Raw genomic sequence first — 18,086 nt, 5'->3', positions numbered from 1 at the left:
CATCTACCTACTGAATACCCACTAATCTTTCCCAACCATGCCTCTGTCACGCATAGTAACGCTGATTGTTGGTCTGATCGTCATTTTGGGGCTAGCCCTATGGTTAATTGATTCCCTATCGCGCCTCTATTGGCAATTGTCCTATTCGCCGTTGCTAGGCAATTTGCTGCTGTTGCTGCTGATTGTCCTCATCGGAGCCTTGGTTGCCGCTTTCGTTTATTATGTATTGGTGATTCAATCTGGGGAAAAGCGATCGCGCCGCAATCCCAAGCGAATGACTGCGGTACAAATTCCTGCTGGCAAATCTGACGCTGCTTCTACAACTCTGTTGGCTGTGCGCCAACAGGTAGGACAAATTCAAGATGAAGTAGCACGTCAGGCTTTATTAAGTAAATCGCGGGAGATTGAAGCGAACCTAGCGCGGCGTGAGATTCAAGTAGTGGTATTTGGTACCGGGAGTGCTGGCAAAACTTCCCTAGTTAATGCGATTATGGGACGCATGGTTGGTCAAGTGGATGCACCGATGGGTACAACCCAAGTTGGAGAAACTTACTGTCTGCGATTGAAGGGATTAGAACGCAAGATTTTAATTACAGATACGCCAGGAATTTTAGAAGCAGGGGTGGCGGGAACAGAACGGGAACAAATGGCGCGAGAACTGGCAACAGAAGCAGATTTACTGTTGTTTGTGGTGGATAATGATTTACGGCGCTCAGAATATGAGCCACTGCGGGGGTTAGCAGAAATTGGTAAGCGATCGCTTTTGGTGCTTAACAAAACTGATTTATATACATATGAAGATAAAGAAGCCATCCTCGCTAGATTGCGTCAACGGGTACGGGGATTTATTGCTACTAATGATGTGGTGGCGATCGCTGCTAATCCCCAATCTGCACAACTCGAAACTGGCGAAACTTTTCAGCCGGAACCGGATATTATCCCTTTGCTGCGGCGCACCGCTACTGTTTTACGGGCTGAGGGCGAAGATTTGGTGGCGGATAACATTCTTTTGCAATCTCTGCGATTGGGAGACGAAGCGCGAAAACTCATCGATGGCCAGCGTCGCCGTCAAGCTGACAAAATCGTAGAACGGTTTCAGTGGATTGGTGCTGGTGTAGTATCAGTCACACCTATACCAGTCGTAGATTTATTGGCGACAGCTGCTGTCAATGCTCAAATGGTTGTAGAAATTGGCAGAGTGTACGGCTGTGAATTGAATATGGAACGGGGACGAGAATTAGCCCTTTCTTTAGCGAAAACGATCGCTAGTTTGGGCATTGTTAAGGGAGCAATTGAATTATTATCTACAGCTTTGCAACTCAATGTTGCCACCTTTATTATTGGTAGAGCAATTCAAGGCGTAACGGCAGCTTATTTAACGCGAATTGCTGGTAAAAGTTTTATTGAATATTTTCGTCATGACCAAGATTGGGGTGATGGTGGGATGACGGAAGTTGTACAGCGACAGTTTCAAATTAATCGCAGAGATGAATTTATCAAGGCTTTTATTCAAGAAGCGATCGCGCGAGTGGTTAAGCCGTTAACAGAAAAATCTGAGGTGGTTGAGGAAGATACGGAAGCTAAGGGCTAGTACCGCAAGGCGGAAGTCAAAAGTCAAAAGTCAAAAGTCAAAAGTCAAATAGGCAAACTTCCGCCACAGTGTACTAGCCTGCGGCAACGCTTTGTAGGAGTACGCATCTAGAAAATCGCCTAAAAGCTTATAAAGTAAGCTTTTTAGCTTTTGATAGATTATTCTATCAAAACCTATGATTGAGAGAAAAAAGAGTTTATGCCATACAATTTGGAACCTCTGCCATATCCTACAGATGCCTTAGAACCCTACATTGATGCACGAACAATGGAGATTCATCATGATTTTCATCATGGTGGCTATGTTAATAACCTGAATGCTGCGCTGGCATCGTATCCAGATTTACAGAGTAAAAGCCTAGAGGAATTGATTCGTGAATTGAACACTTTGCCAGAAGAGGTTCGTAATGCAGTTCGCAATAATGGAGGGGGTAAATTGGAGGTGATGAGTAGACCTAATCAAGATTGTCCTTGGTCTGAAGGTCATTATCCTATTATGTGCAACGATGTTTGGGAACACGCTTATTACCTTACCTATGAACCTATCCCACTATTCAAAAAACCCCTACTTCTTTTCGTAAAATGTGCTTGAAAACCTTGATTTTTCGTTTTCAGTTCTCAATAAGCTTAAGCTTTGTAGCACAAATATTATTAGTGGGATAGGTTCCTATCAAAATCGTCGTCCAGAGTATCTCAAACAGTGGTGGAATACAGTTAACTGGAACGAGGTGAACAACCGTGCTGGCTCCCCAACACTTTGGCTTTCTTTGCCATAAAAACCTAGTAGTCTGTCAGGGTTGAAATGAGGGATAGAGTCGTTTAAGCTTAATGCGTGCATCAACGGTTGTAAAACGCCAATCGATTGTTCACAATTGAGCATTTCTGCGCTGCTGCCAAGCCATTGTTTCTTGTTCCAAAGACGGTTTATGGCAGAGGTGATTGAGGAGTCACCGGATGAATTTCTACTAGTGGAAAATCACTGTTCAATTTGTACTGCTGCCCAAAAGTGTCCTCAATTGTGCAGTTCAGAATTACAAGTCTTCACAAGGTTACTCGGTTCTACAGTTAGCATTGAACGAGTCGAACATATTTTAAGTGGCGATCGCCGCTGTGCTTATCGTGTTTCTGTATTTGATCAAGCTATTGATTCCTAAGAAACACAAGGGTGTAGGGGTGTAAGGGGGAAGAAGGTGTTTGTTTTATATGTTGCGGGAGTTAAAAACTCGCCCGTGAGAGGCTCTTAAGAGTCAGTAAGGCGGCGTAGTTATAGATATTGCAGTTTCCATTTATTGATATAAATTCGCAATTATTGTAAATTGTAAGTATTGATGCCCTTAAATAAATATTAAGGATCGCGGTTCTTGAGAGAATCAAGATTTTTAGGCTTTCCCAACACATTCTTATCCTTACTTATCATGTCCAGCACTCCAATAAACCTGAACACAGTCCATCCGGTTTGGAAAAATCACATCCAGAAAGGAAACAGTAAGATGCAAGTGAAGTTATACTACGATGCGATCGCCTGCTATCAAAAAGCATTGACTCTTGCAGAGGAGGTATTGCAAGAAGCAACTTCCCACTTAAGTAATTCCGAGGCAATTCATATCTATGTGCTTTCATGTCAGAATCTTGCTAATTGTCACTTGGCGTTGGGACAGTTAATCGAAGCGGAAACTTACTTGCTCAAAGCCCAAAGCAGTGCATCAGATATAATGGGGGCTAGTAAGTTACTAATGGAATTTCGGACGCAAGCATATTCTGCGTTCTATGCGACATTTCAAGATTTAGTCAAGTTTTATGAAGCTCTTGGTCGGGAAGATGCGCTGTCTGAAATCATCATGCAATCCAAAGAACAAGCACTTAAGTTTCTTGGGCAAGTCGAAGCAACTTTACCAAGCAACTAATAGTGTAAATAAAATAGCGGTACTGGATAGATAAAGACTATTTCCCAAATACCGCTACAATCCTGTGTTGATGTCGAGGAAAGTCGCTAAAAACTCATGAATTAAACCATCAGACCAAAGTCGGTGCTTTTTCCATCTCTGCATTGTACTGACCAAGGCTGGCTGCTCCGTTTAACTTCGCTCGATGATAGAGTAATTTTTGTGCCTCAGATGTCTTCTGATCATTACCCTGCCAGTATTCTAAAGCTGGTTGCTGAATAGCGCGGGCATAGGAAAAGGTAACAGACCAAGGACACTGGGAAGCAAATTTAGCATTCATCACATTCAGATGTTCCGTTGAGCGTTCGTTACTCTGTCCACCGGAAAGGAAAGCAATTCCGGCAACAGTAACAGGTACGTTCTTGAGTAAGCATTGAATAGTCATTTCTGCTACCTGCTCTACACTCGCCGGATTGGGACAAGTCAAGCCAGAAATCACCATACTAGGTTTAAGTATCATCTGGTCAAACTCAACTTTTTGCAGACGCAGTTGATTAAATACCGCTTCTAAAGTTTCATCTGTTACTTCGTAACAATCTTCTATTGTATGGTCGCCATCAATTAATACCTCCGGCTCCACAATTGGTACAAGTCCTCCTTCCTGACACAAAGCAGCATAACGAGCTAGCGCATGAGCATTAGCTTCAATGCAAGTACCGCTGGGAATGCCATTACCAATGGTAATCACAGCCCGCCATTTGGCAAAACGTGCGCCCATTTTGTAATATTCAGCAATGCGCTCCCTTAGACCATCTAATCCTTCGGTAACTTTCTCACCTGGACAAGCTGCTAAGTCTTTAGCTCCGGCATCAACTTTGATACCAATGATCATACCCGCATCTTGCATCACCTTCGTAAAGGCAACCCTAGCCTGAGAAAACTGGCTAATAGTTTCATCGTAGAGAATAGCTCCACTGATGTATTCAGATAAACCAGGAGTTGTCAGAATTAACTCCCGATAAGCACGTCGTCGTTCTTCTGTCGTGGGGATACCTAATTTTTCAAATCGCTTGTTGCATGTAGCGTTGCTTTCATCCATTGCCAGGATACCTTTACCAGGAGCAACCATTGCCTTAGCGGTGTTTCTCAATTCCTGCGCGTATGCACTCATGTTAATCATCCCTCCGTTGGTTTTGGCGATCGCTAGATCCATTGCAATTATTATTGCAAATAAATTGCAATAAATTAAATCATTTGTTAAATTATTTTTGTATAGATACTATAACCTCCTATGTCAGGATTGCTTGTGGGAGATTGATTCTCCCACATTTTTTCTGATTATGCCAAAGTATAGGGAAACTAGATGGATTAGATAGGTGTTGATTTACCTGTCAATAATACTATTATATGTCTTTACTTTTATTCATATATATTCTCAATAATTTTGCAATGCTTTTTGCAGGAGACTACCGCTTGGACACACCGATATCCTCAACCGAACTTCAAAGTGTACTTGATTACTTTCGAGAGTGCAAGTAGTCGCCGTGAATGCATCTGAACAAGCAACAAGTTTGGCAATGGCGAGTAAAATCTGTCGGTTCGCTCATTTTGAGGAATGGAAGGGAATTAATATTTAAGTTTGAGATTTTTTATTAGTTATATAGAAATATATAGTTATATTTATATTTAATAATTTTAATAAACTTTGATAAATTATCTTCCTATTTTTTACTTTTACGCAAAAATACTTAAAAAATTAAACTTGCATTCAAGGTATCAAAATTCTTCTTCAATTATTTTTAAATCTTTCCGGAAACTGGAGGAAATGCCAGTAAATCTAGATAAAAGACTTACTGAGTAACCAGCTCATGACATACCACATAATCGGTAAATTACTACAAGGGCGTTACCAAATTGTCCAAACCCTTAGTGCAGGGGTGTTTGGACAAACATACATTGCCGTGGACGTAGATTATCCACAGAATCCACAATGCGTTGTTAAGCAGATCAAAGTTAGCAGTTCCGAGCCGGGCTACTTGGAGATGCTGAAGTTACTGTTTCTGACTGAAACCGAAACCCTTAAGCTTCTGGGAAGCCATCAGCAAATTCCTGAATTCATCGCCTGCTTTGAAGAAAATGAGCAATTTTATTTAGTGCAAGAGTGTATTGAAGGACATGCGCTGACTGCGGAATTGCCAATCAATCAACAGTGGGGGTGTCTGTGGACTGAAAGCGAAGTTGTAGAATTCCTGATCGATGTCTTAGGTATCCTAGAATTTCTTCACTCTCAAGGCGTTATCCATTGCGATATCAAACCGGAAAACTTGATCAGACGTAATAGCGATCGCAAGTTAGTTTTGATTGACTTTGGCTCAATCCAGTCTATTGATTTTGGTATAGGTGCGGAATTGCCCATTTATAGAATTCCTGTCACTTCATTGGGGTATATACCGCCAGAGCAATTTATTGGACAAACACAGCCCAATAGTGATATTTATGCTTTGGGTATGATTGCCATTCAGGCTTTAACAGGGTTAGAACCATTACAATTAAAAGCTGATCCTTATGCTAATGATAATGAAATTTTTTGGCGTTCTAAAAACACGCCAGTTAACGATTATCTAGCTGCTGTTCTCAGCCAAATGATCCGCTACGATTACCAAAACCGCTTTCAGTCTGCGGGTGAAGTACTGCGGGTACTCAAACAAATAATCTGGGAAACTCAGCCATCAGAAATATTAGAAGCAGATTCTCAATTTTCCCTAGAGGCGGCGATTGAAAATAATAGTTCTCAGAATCCTACATCGGGGAAATTATCGCCATTATTAACAGGAATGAAAGTAGGACTGGCGGCTAATTCTTTGTTGATGGGATTTGGTGTATATTCTTTAGTTAATAGTTCACCTGCATACTCAGAAACAGATACTTTATATAAAGCAACACAAGAATATCAATCAGGAGATTTGCAAAAGGCGATCGCACTCGCTAAATCAATTCCCTCCCACAGCAATGTTTATCCAGAAGCGCAAGCTACAATTGAAGAATGGCAACAGCAATGGCAAGTAGCTGCACAGCAATATCAAATAGCTGAAACAGCTTTTCATGAGAGCAGATGGTCAGATGTTCTTCATACTGCTTCTAAAGTTCCAAATATTTTATATTGGCAATCTAAAACACGCAAACTAGTTCAGCAAGCATCAGTCAACATTGAAACACAAACGCAAGATATATTAGCCAAGGCTTACGAAAAAGCCAGGGAAAAAGATTTTTCTACTGCATTACAATATCTGCGTCTAATTCCTCAAGAAAGTCATGCTGGTACTTTAGTTCAAGAAAAGTTGGCTGAGTACAATCGAAAGCGGCAGATCAGAGCAGCCTACTTTTTACAAAAAGCCTATAAACAAGCATCTATTGGTGATTTTGATCGGGCTGTCAAATTTCTCCGAAATATTCCCAACGATACTTTAGTTTATGCTCAAGCTCAAGTCAAATTGAATGAGTATACTCAAAAACAACGCGTGCGGACTGACAATCAAAAGGTAGCTTCTGCAAAAAGAACAAATTCATTTGTCCCTAAAAACTTAATCACTAGGGTTGAATATCTTCAGGGAGCAAATTACTTACAAGAAGTCAATATTCGGTAGTTATAGCAATTTTTAAATGCATGGAATACAGTCATTGTCGGGGCACAATATATTGTGCCTCGACGCGTGTTCTCAATTAACTAGACAAGGGGCTTAAGCCCCTTCTTAAAGCTCTGACTTTTCACGGGATCTAGAAAACCGCTCTCCTGCAACGCTACGGTGTACACACAATTTATCCGATTACCCAAAATCCTCTAAAACCTCACCCTATCCTATCTTTAATCCTTCTCCTTAGTAAAAAGAGGGACAGGTTTTACTACGTAAAACCAGGGTAAGGTATCTCAGGGGCTATGAGACTTAACCGTTAATTGCGTCACCAAAGACTTGTGTGTACACCGTAGCTTCCCTAGTAGCAAGTTAGGTTTTTGATTACTGAATCGATGCTCTAGGGTGTCGTCTGCGGTGGATTAGTAGGATTAGGAACTGGGATGATTGGTACGATGATTACAGGCTTTGATTTTGCGCCTTGCAGTTGAATTTGAGCTTGGTTACGGGCGTCAATTGCTTGTTGGTAATTAGGCTTGTATTTTATTGCTTGATCGTAAGAAGCGATCGCATCTTGATAGCGTTTCAAATTTAATAGCGCATTACCTCTGCTATACCAGCTTTCGGAATGGTCTGGTTTATAACGAACTGCCTTATTATAATGAGCGATCGCATCTTCGTATTTCTGCAATATATATTCTGAATTCCCCATATTATACCATGCTTGATAGTCATTTGGCTTAATTCTTGCGGCTTTATTATAAGATTTTATTGCTTCTTGATAGCGTTGTGTTTGATGCAACGACCAGCCCAAATTATACCATGCTTGATAGTTGCCAGGATTGTATTTAATTACTTGATTAAAAGATTCAATTGCTTCGGGATAACGTTGTAAATTTAGCAGTACATTACCTCTCGACAACCAAGCTTGATAATAATTTGGCTGGTATTCCACTGCTTTATCATAAGCCGTAAACGCATCTTTGTAGCGTTGCAAATTCACTAAAGTATTACCAAAATTATACCAAGCTTGCTCGTAGTCTGGTTTTAAATCAACAACTTTTTGGTAGGCTGCGATCGCTTCTTCATATCGCTTAGAATTCTGCAAAGCTAATCCTTTTTTGTACCAAGCTTCGTAATTATCTGGTTTGAGTTCAATCGCTTTTTCATAAGATTTAATTGCTTGGTCATATTGATTTAAATTACTGAAAGCTTCACCTTTAGCGTTCCAGACTTCTGAGTTGTCATTATTTAATTGTAAGGCTTTGTCAAAAGAGGCGATCGCTTCTTGATATCGCTGTAAATTTCCTAATACAAAACCCCGTCCAATCCAAGCTTCTAAATAATCTGGCTGAATTTGAATTGCTCTATCATATGCTGCTAGTGCATCTTTATATTTTTTTAATTTATCCAGCGTTTTGCCTTGACCATTCCATCCTTGAGAATAATCTGGTCTAATATTAACTGCTTTTTCATATACTGCTAACGCATCTTGATAGCGTTGTAAATCAAAAAGCGTATTTCCTTGTTTAGATAGTTCTATGGCGTTATTGGAATTAATGTGATTCAAAATAAATAGTGATGCTACTCCAGTGACCCCAATTAAAAATATCGCTAATAAAATTTTACCCAGTGTACCTTTTTTCGGTTCTTTTTTCAGTTGAGGTTTGTTGATATTCTTTGGTAGAGAAATCGGAGTTAACGCTATTGTTGCAACAGGTGGTAGTGTTAACTCTTTCAGCGCTTGTAATGCCATCGTTGCCGAAGGATAGCGTTGTCGAAAGTCGTAGCACACCATTTTATCTAAGAATTGAGCGAATTCTGGCGTTACCGTGGCTTGATTGTGCCAGATAATTTCATTAGTATCGGCATCTTTTACTATTTCCTCTGGTGATAATCCAGTCAGAGCTTGAATAGCAATTATTCCCACAGCATAGATATCACTACTTAATTTTGGCGTACCATGAGCTTGTTCTCCAGGAATATATCCAGGCGTACCTATAGCAACAGTAGCTATAGTTTGACCTTGGGGAGTAATCACTTGAGTAGTAATTTGTTTAACTGCACCAAAATCAATTAAGATTAATTTGCCATCTGGTTGGCGTCTGAGGATATTTCGGGGATTGACATCACGGTGAATTACATTCTGTTGATGGACAAATTCTAAGATTGTCAAAAGTTCTTGTAAAAGTGAAATTACTTGGTCTTGACTTAGGGTTTTACCTGGTGTTAATTCTTGACTCAGGTCGTGACCTTCAATCAATTCCTGTACGAGATAAAATTCGGCATTCTCCTCAAAATAAGCTAAAAGTTGGGGAATGCGATCGTGAGTTCCTAATTTATATAGAACTTGTGCTTCTGTATCAAATAAACGCCTAGCTGTCTCCAAAGTTACAGGATCACTTGCCTGGGGTTTGAGTTTCTTAACGACACATAGAGGTGAACCGGGTAATTGAGTATCACAAGCCACAAAAGTTTCACCAAAACCCCCACCTCCCAAGTTACTAATAATTTGGTATCTTCCTACAAGTGTGTTTCCCAGCATCTCGTTTGCCTAGTTAAGTGCGATGCGATCTGATTTCAATCTTGCCATATATTAAGGGGATAGGGGAAGTAAGGGAGTAGGAGAGGCAGGGTAAGCAGGGAAGGTAGGGGAAGAATAACTAATAATTAATAACCAATGACCAATGACTAATTTATATGATTCCTATTAGTGATAATATTCGTTGTCGGAATAAGCCAATTATTAATTACTGGCTGATTGGCATTAATGTTGCTGTATTTTTATGGGAACTTCAACTAGAATTTAGTGGTGAATTGGGCTATTTTGTTAATAGTTGGGGTGTGATTCCAGCCCAAATTAGTGGGGCAATTACAAATGCACTCTTATTTAACAACTCTGCTGCTTGGATAATTATAATTTGGCGGTCATTTTCACTACTTTTTGGGATATTTCTGCACGGCAGTTTTAGTCAAATATTGGGAAACCTCCTATTTTTGTGGGTTTTTGGGAAGACTGTAGAAAATATTCTCGGACATAGACGCTATCTCGGATTTTATCTGGCTGCTGGCGCGATCGCTGGGTTAGTCCAAATTCTGGCTGAACCGAGTTTGACAGTACCATTGATTGGGGGCAATGGCGCGATCGCAGCTATTTTAGGAGCATACGTTATGAAGTTTCCTAAAGCTAAAATTGACACTATCTTGCCACTAGTCATTGTGTATATTCCTATAGAAATTCCAGCTTTTTTCTATATATTTTGGTGGTTTGTACAACAGTTATTTTATGGTATTGGTAGTTTAAATATTCCCCCGGTTGGCGTAAATCAATCGGGTGTTGTCTTCTGGGGGCAGGTTGTGGGATTATTTATTGGTGCAGCTTTCATGCGATTTCAGAAATGAAGAAAAATTTCAGAGTCAGAATTCCAGAGTCAGAATCCAATCAGCTTTGGATTTTAACTTATTTATGTACCTTTTGATGGATTACATTTGTTAGCTAAAAAAACCATAGTTATAAGAATAGGGAATACCTACTCTTCAAATCGGTATTGTTGAGTTGCGAGCGGTGTGCAAGATGCCAAATGTTGATAGAATTAACTATAAAATCACTGATGAATTAGCAGTTATGCGGCAGCGTGTAGCTGAGTTAGAGCAATCAGAGATATCTTATCAACAAAGGCAAGCAGCCCTTGAGGAGCAATTAACAGAACTCAAAAGAAAGCTGCTAGTAGAAGGAAAAAATACCCATACTCAAGTTGTCGAGTATGATATTGAATTTCATCATGAACAGGGCACATCCACAGCTTTAAATCTGCCAACAGATGCAGCAGTGACTTTAGAGCAACTCCAACAAGAAATTGCACAGCGACAGCAGGTAGAAGTCTCTCTGAGAGAGAGTGAAGAAAGGCTGAGGCTAGCTCTAGAGGTTTCCCAGATGGGCTTGTGGGATTGGAATATTGTTACCAATCAAGTCATCTGGTCTGAAAATCACCAAGAGCTTTTTGGTGTGCTTCCAGGTAGTTTTGACAGCCCTTATGAGACATTTCAGAAGTACGTTTATGCTCAAGATAAGCAATCTGTAATGCAAGCGATCGCTCAGGCTTTGGCACAAAAAACTGACTACAATGATGAATTTCGGATAGTTCGAGCAGACCAAAGTGTACATTGGATTTCTGCTAAGGGAAAATTTATCTATGATCACCAGGGACAAGCGGTGCGAATGATCGGCGTTTGTATGGAAACTACTGTGTGCAAGCAGGCTGTAGAAAGTACTCGCGAACTAACGACTCAAGTCCAAGAACAGGCAAATATTTTAAATGCTATCCTCACCGCATCAGTTGATCACATTTATATCTTTAATCACAGAGGTTGCTATCAGTATGTCAGTCGTGATGGAGCAACTTTACTAGGCTTAAAGCCCCAGGAAATTGTCGGCAAGACTTTGCAAGAACTGGATTTACCCACAGACCTTGTAGAACAGGTAGATAATCAACGACAAGCTGTGATGAAAACTGGGCAGCCAATCAAGGATGAGTGTAAATATGTAACTCCTGATGGGGTGCATTATTATGAATACATCCTCACACCATTACGGAATTTACACCAAAACATTGAAGGCGTAATTACTGTTTGTCGTGATATTACCGAACACAAACGGGCAGAAAAGATATTACGTGCAAGTGAAGCCCGATTTCGGCGTTTGTTTGAATCTAACCTAATCGGGGTGGCTTTTTGGAATGTGGATGGCTTTATTATTGATGCCAATGATGCCTTTCTTCAACTAGCTGGCTACAGTCGTGATGATTTTGCGCTTTTAGATAGATTTAATTGGCGAGAGCTGACTCCTGTCGAATATAAGCATTTAGACGATCGCGCCATTTTGGAGGTGCAAACCACTGGAGTTTCTAGAATTTATGAGAAAGAGTACATCCATCGCAACGGTAAGCGAGTACCAATTGTTTTGGGGATGGCCTTGCTGAATGACTCCAATGATAATGGTGTTGCTTTTGTACTAGATATTACCGATCGCAAATTGGTAGAGAAAGAATGCGCTTATTTACTCCAACGAGAACGGACAGCACGCCAACAAGCAGAAATCGCCAACAAAATCAAAGATGAATTTCTGGCGGTTCTCTCCCATGAGCTGCGAACCCCACTCAACCCCATCCTGGGATGGTCGAAAATGCTGCGGACTCGCAAATTTGATCAAAAAACTACTAACCACGCCTTGGAAACCATTGAACGCAACGCCAAGTTACAAACCCAGCTAATTGAAGATTTGTTGGATGTATCTCGCATTCTCCAAGGAAAATTAAACTTGAATATCTGTCCAGTCAACTTGGTAATGGTAGTTGAAGCAGCACTAGAGACAGTAAAACTAGCAGCACAAGCCAAGTCAATTCAAATTCAGACCATATTTGATCCCATTTTGGGACAAGTGATGGGCGACCCAAATCGGCTTCAACAAGTTGTGTGGAATCTAATTGCCAATGCAGTAAAATTTACACCAACAGGAGGACGGGTAGAAATTAGACTCATGGAAGCTGGTAAGCAGGCTCAAATTCAGGTCAGTGATACAGGTAAGGGAATTCCGCCAGACTTTTTGCTTTATGTATTCGATTACTTTCGGCAAGCTGATGGTACAACTACGCGGACATTTGGTGGATTAGGTTTAGGATTAGCGATCGTGCGTAAGGTTGTAGATATGCATGGGGGAAATGTTCAAGCCGAAAGTCCTGGAGAAGAATTGGGTGCAACCTTCACTGTTGAGCTACCGCTTTTGGTTAGAAGTGAACAGGTTCGGCGTGAAGAGAATGAGTCTTCACCTTGTGATCCGGAATCCTCGCTGCTTTCGGACACTCAAGTTTTAGTGGTGGACGATGAACCCGATATTCGCGACTTAATTAGCTTTATTTTGCAAGACTACGGTGTAAAAGTAACCGTCGTAGCATCAGCACAGGAAGCATTACAAGCGCTGTCTGAGTCGATACCAGATATTTTAATTAGCGATATTGGAATGCCAAAGACAGACGGTTATATGCTGATGCGTGAAGTGCGATTGCGATCGCCCCAACAAGGAGGATTGATACCTGCGATCGCTCTGACAGCCTATGCAGGTGAAATGAATCAACAGCAAGCACTAGCAGCAGGATTTCAAATGCATATTTCCAAACCAGTAGATCCAGATGTATTGGTAAAGGCGATCGTTGATTTGATTAAACCAAACTGATATATAGCGTAAAGATTTTTGCGGATATTTAGTAATCTTTAGATCAATACAGTTCAGTTAAGGATAATTGTAGGTTGGGTTGAACGAAGTGAAACCCAACAAACCCTACAAAATGTTGGGTTTCGTTCCTCAACCCAACCTACGCTGGTTTTGGTTTTTGGCTCTAACCCAAGCGTATTGATCTTTAGATTACTTTTGCTAAGTAAGTAGGTCAAATTAAATATAAAACCTCACCCTGCCTCCGGCTTCCCTCTCCGAACTCACGGAGAGGGATTGAGGGTGAGTTTGATCTTATATTTAATTACGCCTACCTACTTATAAGCAAGGAACTTCAGTTCTTTGCGGGACATAACTTTTACGTTAAGTTAACATGTATGCAGTGCGTTGGGCGGCGAGCCACTCTTGTTGCACCTGGCGTCAGGGATTGGGGGTTAGGTCTGTATTGGACTCAACTGCAAACTGCTATAGGTGACATGACTCCTTTCCTGAAGGTAGGGAGGCAACTAAAGAATCACTTCAAAGACTTCCTAGTTACTCCCTTACGGGATTTCGACTTTGACCTAGACTGAGATATCTCAGTACAAGAGCAAACCGTCTGCATAGGCGTTTTGGATTCCCGACTGTCCATCGGTACTAATTAGTATCTTAATATATTAGTGGCAAATGCAACACTCGTAAATATAAAGCCGTGCTAGAAGCACGGGGTTTTAAACCCAACTTTTCGATAAACGGGCAGGTGTATATCCTGAGCCTGCGGAAGGGCAAGCTCTGTTACCACCGTAGACATCGCTATTTGACCAGCATTAGCCCAAAATTTGTAATATCAGCATATTACAAAACGAATGCGAAATGTGGGATAAATATATTGATTATTTTGCTATGAGTAACAATCAAGGCTGCGATTATCAATAATTTTTTGGGCAATCTAAATATAGTCCTTTTTTCTACTTAGCGAACCAATTGTTAAAGGAAGGAATATTTGATAAGAGCCAACTCCAGCCCATCTAATGCCAAAATGCATTCCTCGCACAGTTTGCTGATCCGATTTCTTGTCGGCGGCACTACTCTTATTGTGAGTATTTCTGCTTATTTTAGCTATGAAGCTGCTCGGAAAATAACCCTAGAAGAGTTGAGAGGAAGAGCTTTTTTAGAAGTACAAAGAGGGGTTGATGAAATTGAGGAGTGGTTGCATGTTCGCAAAGTGGAGGTGCAAACCCTTGCTGAGACTTCAACTGTACGCTCCTTAGACTGGTCTGTAGCAGAACCCTATTTAAAGTCAGAAGTTGACCGGATCAATGAATTTTTCGTTTTCCAAATAGCTACCCCGGATGGTTCGTATTTTAATACTATGGTTGGTCGGTCAAATAAGAATATTAAGGATCGAGACTACTTTCAAAAAGCACTAGCCGGAAAAAGCAACATTTCCGATCCTTTCATCAGCCGTTCCACAGGCATTCCTTTAATTGCGATCGCCACCCCAATTGGGTCAAATTCTCCTCAGAGTCGTTCACCAATTGGTGTCTTCAACGGCAACGTTAAAGTCGATCACATTGTTAAAGTTGTCAACTCGCTGCGCTACGGCAAAAACAGCTATGCATTTGCTTTGAATTCTCAAGGAAAAGCGATCGTCCATCCTAACTCAAGTTTCATGTCAACGCTAGAAAAACCTGCACCCAGCCTGCTGAAAATTCCAGATCGCAATTTAAATGCGATCGCACAGCAGATGGTAAATAAACAACAGGGAATTCAGTTGATGGAAATTGACGGCACCAAAAAGTATGTTGCCTATGTGCCGTTGCGAGAAGCTAATTGGTCTGTAGCTCTGGTGATCCCACGCCAAAATATTGAATCTCGACTGCAATTCCTCGATTTTATCGCCCTAATTCTGGGCGGACTAACAGTGATGATGATCACTGTCTTGTGGAGGGTGCAAGCGTTTGAACAGGTTCAACTGAAAAAGTCCAAAGCGGCGGCTGATACTGCAAACCATGCTAAAAGCGAATTTTTAGCCAACATGAGCCATGAACTGCGAACGCCCTTGAATGGTATTTTAGGTTGCGCTCAAATTTTGCTGCGTTCCCAAGATTTGCCGGAGCAACAGCAATATCATGTAAACATCATTGAACAGTGTGGCTCTCATCTGCTGACTTTAATCAATGACATTTTGGATCTTTCTAAAATTGAAGCGCGAAAACTGGAATTGCATCTTCATGATGTGCATTTCCCGTCTTTTTTACAGGGAATCGCGGAAATTTGCCAGATTCGGGCAGAACAAAAGGGCATTTTGTTTGTCTATGAACCCGCGATTAACTTGCCGAGTGGGGTTCATGTCGATGTCAAAAGGTTACGTCAAGTTCTCTTGAATCTGCTGGGGAACGCGATCAAATTTACGGATGAGGGTAAAGTTACTTTCAAGGTTGAGGTAATCGATCAACTTCCTGGTGATCAGCAGACGGTGAAATATCGCATTCGCTTGAGTGTAGAAGATACGGGAATTGGGATAAATCCAAGCGAGTTGGGCAAGATTTTTTTGCCATTTGAACAAGTAGGTGAGAAAAAGCGTCAGGCCGAAGGGACGGGGCTGGGTTTAGCTATTACTCAGCAGTTGGTGCAGATGATGGGTAGCGATATCCATCTTAAGAGTCAAATCGGTCAGGGTAGTACTTTCTGGTTTGAGATTGCGATCGCCGAAGCCAGCCAATGGGTGCAGTCTGTGATGGCTGCATCAAAAAGACAAATCATTGGCTTTGAAGGTAGCCCGCGCACCATCCTGATGGTAGACGATCGCTGGGAGAATCGCATAGTAATTACAAACTTACTGCAACCACTGGGTTTTAATGTGGTTGAAGCTATCAACGGTAAAGAAGGATTAGAAAAAGCGATCGCTCTTAAACCAGACCTGATGATTACAGATTTGTTCATGCCAGAAATGGATGGGTTTGAATTGATTCAACACTTGCGTCATACCCCAGATATCGCAGATGTCAAGATTATCGTCTCTTCCGCTAGTGTCTTTGAAACTGACCAACATCGCAGTCTGGAAGCAGGAGGTGACACCTTTTTGAACAAACCTGTACAAGTAGATGAATTACTGTATCAATTAGAGTTCAACTTAGGTTTGGCATGGATTTACCAGGAGTCTCAGTCTGAGGAACAAAGAATTAACTCTTCGACGACAACAAGTGATAGCCCATCAGATAAATTGATTTCTCCTTCCCCCGATGTATTGCGAGAACTGCTGACCTTAGCCAGTAAAGGTAACTTCAATGCCATCCTCAAATTGGCCGATCAACTAGAGGAAACAGACACAAACCTCGCTCCCTTTGCTAACCAATTGCGGCAACTAGCGAGGCAGTTTGACGAAGATTTAATCCTCAACTTCTTGACTCAATATGAGGTAAAAACAGGATGAGCGCGACAATACACAACCAAAAAAATTCCCGGAATTACGATCCTGCCAGAGGAATTATTTTAGTCGTTGACGATCACCTTGCAAACTTAGAAGTTTTATCGAGCTTTTTGGATCAGTCTCACTTTGAAGTTTGGGCGACTCGTAGTGGTGAAAAAGCCATTCAAAAATTAGACACCGATCATTTACCTGATTTAATTTTGCTTGATGTGATGATGCCGGGCATGGATGGGTTTGAAACTTGTAAACACCTAAAAAGCGATCCTCGTATCCAAGATATTCCAATCATTTTTATGACTGCTCTTTCAGATACTGCTGATAAAGTTAAAGGATTGCAATTGGGAGCTGTAGATTACATTACCAAACCTTTTCAGTATGAAGAGGTTTTGGTGCGAATAGAGCAACAACTGAAGCTGAGAAATTTGACGAAAACTTTGATTGCCAAAAACGCCGAATTACAACAGGCTCAAACCCAACTAATCCAAGCAGAAAAGGTAGCAGCCTTAGGCCATCTGACCGCAGGAATTGCCCATGAGGTGAATAATCCGATCAATTTTATATCTGGCAACTTAAATTTTGTAGAAGAGTATGTTCAGGAGGTTGTTGATTTACTCAAGCTATATCAAAAGTATCTGCCCAACCCACCTGTTGAAATTCAAAATGCTATTAAAACAAAAGATATCAGCTTTTTATTAAATGATTTATCTAAAATTATTCAATCCATGCAAGTTGGTACAGATCGCGTTATAGAAATTGTGTCATCGTTGAATAACTTCTCTCGTCACAGAGAAGAAGGCAATAAACTGGCTAACCTGCATGAAGGTCTAGAAAGCACGCTACTCATTCTCGGTCATCGACTCAAAGCAAATGCTCATCGTCCGACAATCCAACTAATCAAAGAATATGGAGAATTGCCACCTATTGAGTGCTATCCAAGCGAAATCAATCAGGTCTTTATGAATATAATTTGCAATGCGGTCGATGCAATTGAAGAAATCCAAAAAAATCAAGACTTTGAGGAAATTTCCAAATATCCTGGTGTGATTCGGATTCAAACTGAGTCAATTGGAGAACGAGTTATTCTCCGAATTGCCGACAATGGCTCAGGAATCAGCGAAGCAGACCGGACAAAAATATTCGATGCTTTCTACACCACAAAAACCATCGGTAAAGGAACAGGACTAGGTTTATCTATTGCTTACCAAATTGTAGTTAACAATCATCGCGGCAAGTTAACTTTCCATTCAACACAAAGGAACGGCACAGAGTTTGTGATTGAATTACCTATCCGATAAATTAGAAATTTCATTTGATTTAGAATCAACTTTGACTTGTCCTAACACTAT

12 protein-coding genes and 1 pseudogene are annotated in these 18,086 nt (G+C 40.9%); 10 read left to right on the top strand and 3 right to left on the bottom strand.

Going from position 1 to position 18,086, the window contains the following annotated elements; genetic code table 11:
- Window positions 1-37: 37 nt before the first annotated feature.
- The 3 genes from V7K36_RS10445 to V7K36_RS10435 all read left to right on the top strand — a co-directional run bounded on the left by V7K36_RS10445 (window position 38) and on the right by V7K36_RS10435 (window position 2,366).
- A complete protein-coding gene (locus V7K36_RS10445; RefSeq protein ID WP_335115459.1) occupies window positions 38-1,591 on the top strand; it encodes a YcjF family protein in 1,554 nt (517 codons plus the stop codon).
- A 198-nt stretch (window positions 1,592-1,789) separates the two neighbouring features.
- The gene (locus V7K36_RS10440; protein ID WP_442948455.1) at window positions 1,790-2,182 is read left to right on the top strand and encodes a superoxide dismutase; all 393 of its coding nucleotides are present in this window, start codon (window positions 1,790-1,792) and stop codon (window positions 2,180-2,182) included.
- On the top strand, window positions 2,175-2,366 hold the full coding sequence (locus V7K36_RS10435; RefSeq protein WP_335115457.1) for a Fe-Mn family superoxide dismutase: 192 nt from the start codon (window positions 2,175-2,177) through the stop codon (window positions 2,364-2,366). Before V7K36_RS10440 ends, V7K36_RS10435 begins: the two co-directional genes overlap by 8 nt.
- Before the next feature lie 15 nt (window positions 2,367-2,381).
- Here V7K36_RS10435 and V7K36_RS10430 read toward each other — a convergent pair.
- Window positions 2,382-2,510: pseudogene (locus V7K36_RS10430) on the bottom strand (IS630 family transposase); the annotation flags it as partial.
- Window positions 2,511-2,516: 6 nt separating this feature from the next.
- Between V7K36_RS10430 and V7K36_RS10425 the strand changes: the two are divergent.
- Both V7K36_RS10425 and V7K36_RS10420 read left to right on the top strand, forming a co-directional pair.
- Window positions 2,517-2,744 (top strand): hypothetical protein, encoded by a 228-nt coding sequence (locus V7K36_RS10425; RefSeq protein ID WP_335115455.1) that lies wholly within the window; start codon window positions 2,517-2,519, stop codon window positions 2,742-2,744.
- Between the two features lie 336 nt (window positions 2,745-3,080).
- Window positions 3,081-3,494 carry a hypothetical protein gene (locus V7K36_RS10420; protein ID WP_335115453.1) on the top strand — a complete coding sequence of 138 codons (414 nt, stop codon included), beginning with the start codon at window positions 3,081-3,083 and terminating at the stop codon, window positions 3,492-3,494.
- Window positions 3,495-3,603: 109 nt separating this feature from the next.
- On the opposite strand, the gene V7K36_RS10415 is transcribed toward V7K36_RS10420, so the two are convergent.
- A complete protein-coding gene (locus V7K36_RS10415; RefSeq protein ID WP_335115451.1) occupies window positions 3,604-4,644 on the bottom strand; it encodes a class I fructose-bisphosphate aldolase in 1,041 nt (346 codons plus the stop codon).
- Between the two features lie 697 nt (window positions 4,645-5,341).
- Between V7K36_RS10415 and V7K36_RS10410 the strand changes: the two genes are divergently transcribed.
- Window positions 5,342-7,117: a serine/threonine-protein kinase gene (locus V7K36_RS10410; protein WP_335115449.1), complete on the top strand. Its 1,776-nt coding sequence runs from the start codon at window positions 5,342-5,344 to the stop codon at window positions 7,115-7,117.
- Window positions 7,118-7,502: 385 nt separating this feature from the next.
- Here V7K36_RS10410 and V7K36_RS10405 read toward each other — a convergent pair whose 3' ends face one another.
- Window positions 7,503-9,647 carry a serine/threonine-protein kinase gene (locus V7K36_RS10405; RefSeq protein ID WP_335115447.1) on the bottom strand — a complete coding sequence of 715 codons (2,145 nt, stop codon included), beginning with the start codon at window positions 9,645-9,647 and terminating at the stop codon, window positions 7,503-7,505.
- 155 nt (window positions 9,648-9,802) lie between these two features.
- Between V7K36_RS10405 and V7K36_RS10400 the strand changes: the two genes are divergently transcribed.
- The 4 genes from V7K36_RS10400 to V7K36_RS10385 all read left to right on the top strand — a co-directional run bounded on the left by V7K36_RS10400 (window position 9,803) and on the right by V7K36_RS10385 (window position 18,035).
- Complete coding sequence (locus V7K36_RS10400) at window positions 9,803-10,504, top strand: rhomboid family intramembrane serine protease (RefSeq protein WP_335115445.1); 702 nt, start codon at window positions 9,803-9,805, stop codon at window positions 10,502-10,504.
- A 172-nt stretch (window positions 10,505-10,676) separates the two neighbouring features.
- Window positions 10,677-13,331 (top strand): hybrid sensor histidine kinase/response regulator, encoded by a 2,655-nt coding sequence (locus V7K36_RS10395; protein ID WP_335115443.1) that lies wholly within the window; start codon window positions 10,677-10,679, stop codon window positions 13,329-13,331.
- Between the two features lie 1,015 nt (window positions 13,332-14,346).
- Window positions 14,347-16,743 carry a hybrid sensor histidine kinase/response regulator gene (locus tag V7K36_RS10390; RefSeq protein WP_335115441.1) on the top strand — a complete coding sequence of 799 codons (2,397 nt, stop codon included), beginning with the start codon at window positions 14,347-14,349 and terminating at the stop codon, window positions 16,741-16,743.
- Complete coding sequence (locus tag V7K36_RS10385; protein ID WP_335115439.1) at window positions 16,740-18,035, top strand: sensor histidine kinase; 1,296 nt, start codon at window positions 16,740-16,742, stop codon at window positions 18,033-18,035. The genes V7K36_RS10390 and V7K36_RS10385 overlap by 4 nt, the downstream gene beginning before the upstream one ends.
- Window positions 18,036-18,086 lie beyond the last annotated feature (51 nt).

Origin of the sequence: Nostoc sp., from assembly GCF_036919555.1 — a bacterium.
In the GTDB taxonomy this organism is placed as follows: domain Bacteria; phylum Cyanobacteriota; class Cyanobacteriia; order Cyanobacteriales; family Nostocaceae; genus Nostoc.
The sequence above is the reverse complement of the archived record's forward strand: the minus strand, read 5'-3'. Positions and strand labels throughout refer to the sequence as shown.

Bases quoted from the DNA above. Each gene is read 5' to 3' on its own strand.
- V7K36_RS10390 (WP_335115441.1), top strand. From the start codon at position 14,347: ATGCATTCCTCGCACAGTTTGCTGATCCGATTTCTTGTCGGCGGCACT.
- V7K36_RS10410 (WP_335115449.1), top strand. From the start codon at position 5,342: ATGACATACCACATAATCGGTAAATTACTACAAGGGCGTTACCAAATT.
- V7K36_RS10385 (WP_335115439.1), top strand. From the start codon at position 16,740: ATGAGCGCGACAATACACAACCAAAAAAATTCCCGGAATTACGATCCT.
- V7K36_RS10395 (WP_335115443.1), top strand. From the start codon at position 10,677: ATGCCAAATGTTGATAGAATTAACTATAAAATCACTGATGAATTAGCA.
- V7K36_RS10420 (WP_335115453.1), top strand. From the start codon at position 3,081: ATGCAAGTGAAGTTATACTACGATGCGATCGCCTGCTATCAAAAAGCA.
- V7K36_RS10400 (WP_335115445.1), top strand. From the start codon at position 9,803: ATGATTCCTATTAGTGATAATATTCGTTGTCGGAATAAGCCAATTATT.
- V7K36_RS10425 (WP_335115455.1), top strand. From the start codon at position 2,517: ATGGCAGAGGTGATTGAGGAGTCACCGGATGAATTTCTACTAGTGGAA.
- V7K36_RS10440 (WP_442948455.1), top strand. From the start codon at position 1,790: ATGCCATACAATTTGGAACCTCTGCCATATCCTACAGATGCCTTAGAA.
- V7K36_RS10405 (WP_335115447.1), bottom strand. From the start codon at position 9,647: ATGCTGGGAAACACACTTGTAGGAAGATACCAAATTATTAGTAACTTG.
- V7K36_RS10445 (WP_335115459.1), top strand. From the start codon at position 38: ATGCCTCTGTCACGCATAGTAACGCTGATTGTTGGTCTGATCGTCATT.
- V7K36_RS10415 (WP_335115451.1), bottom strand. From the start codon at position 4,644: ATGAGTGCATACGCGCAGGAATTGAGAAACACCGCTAAGGCAATGGTT.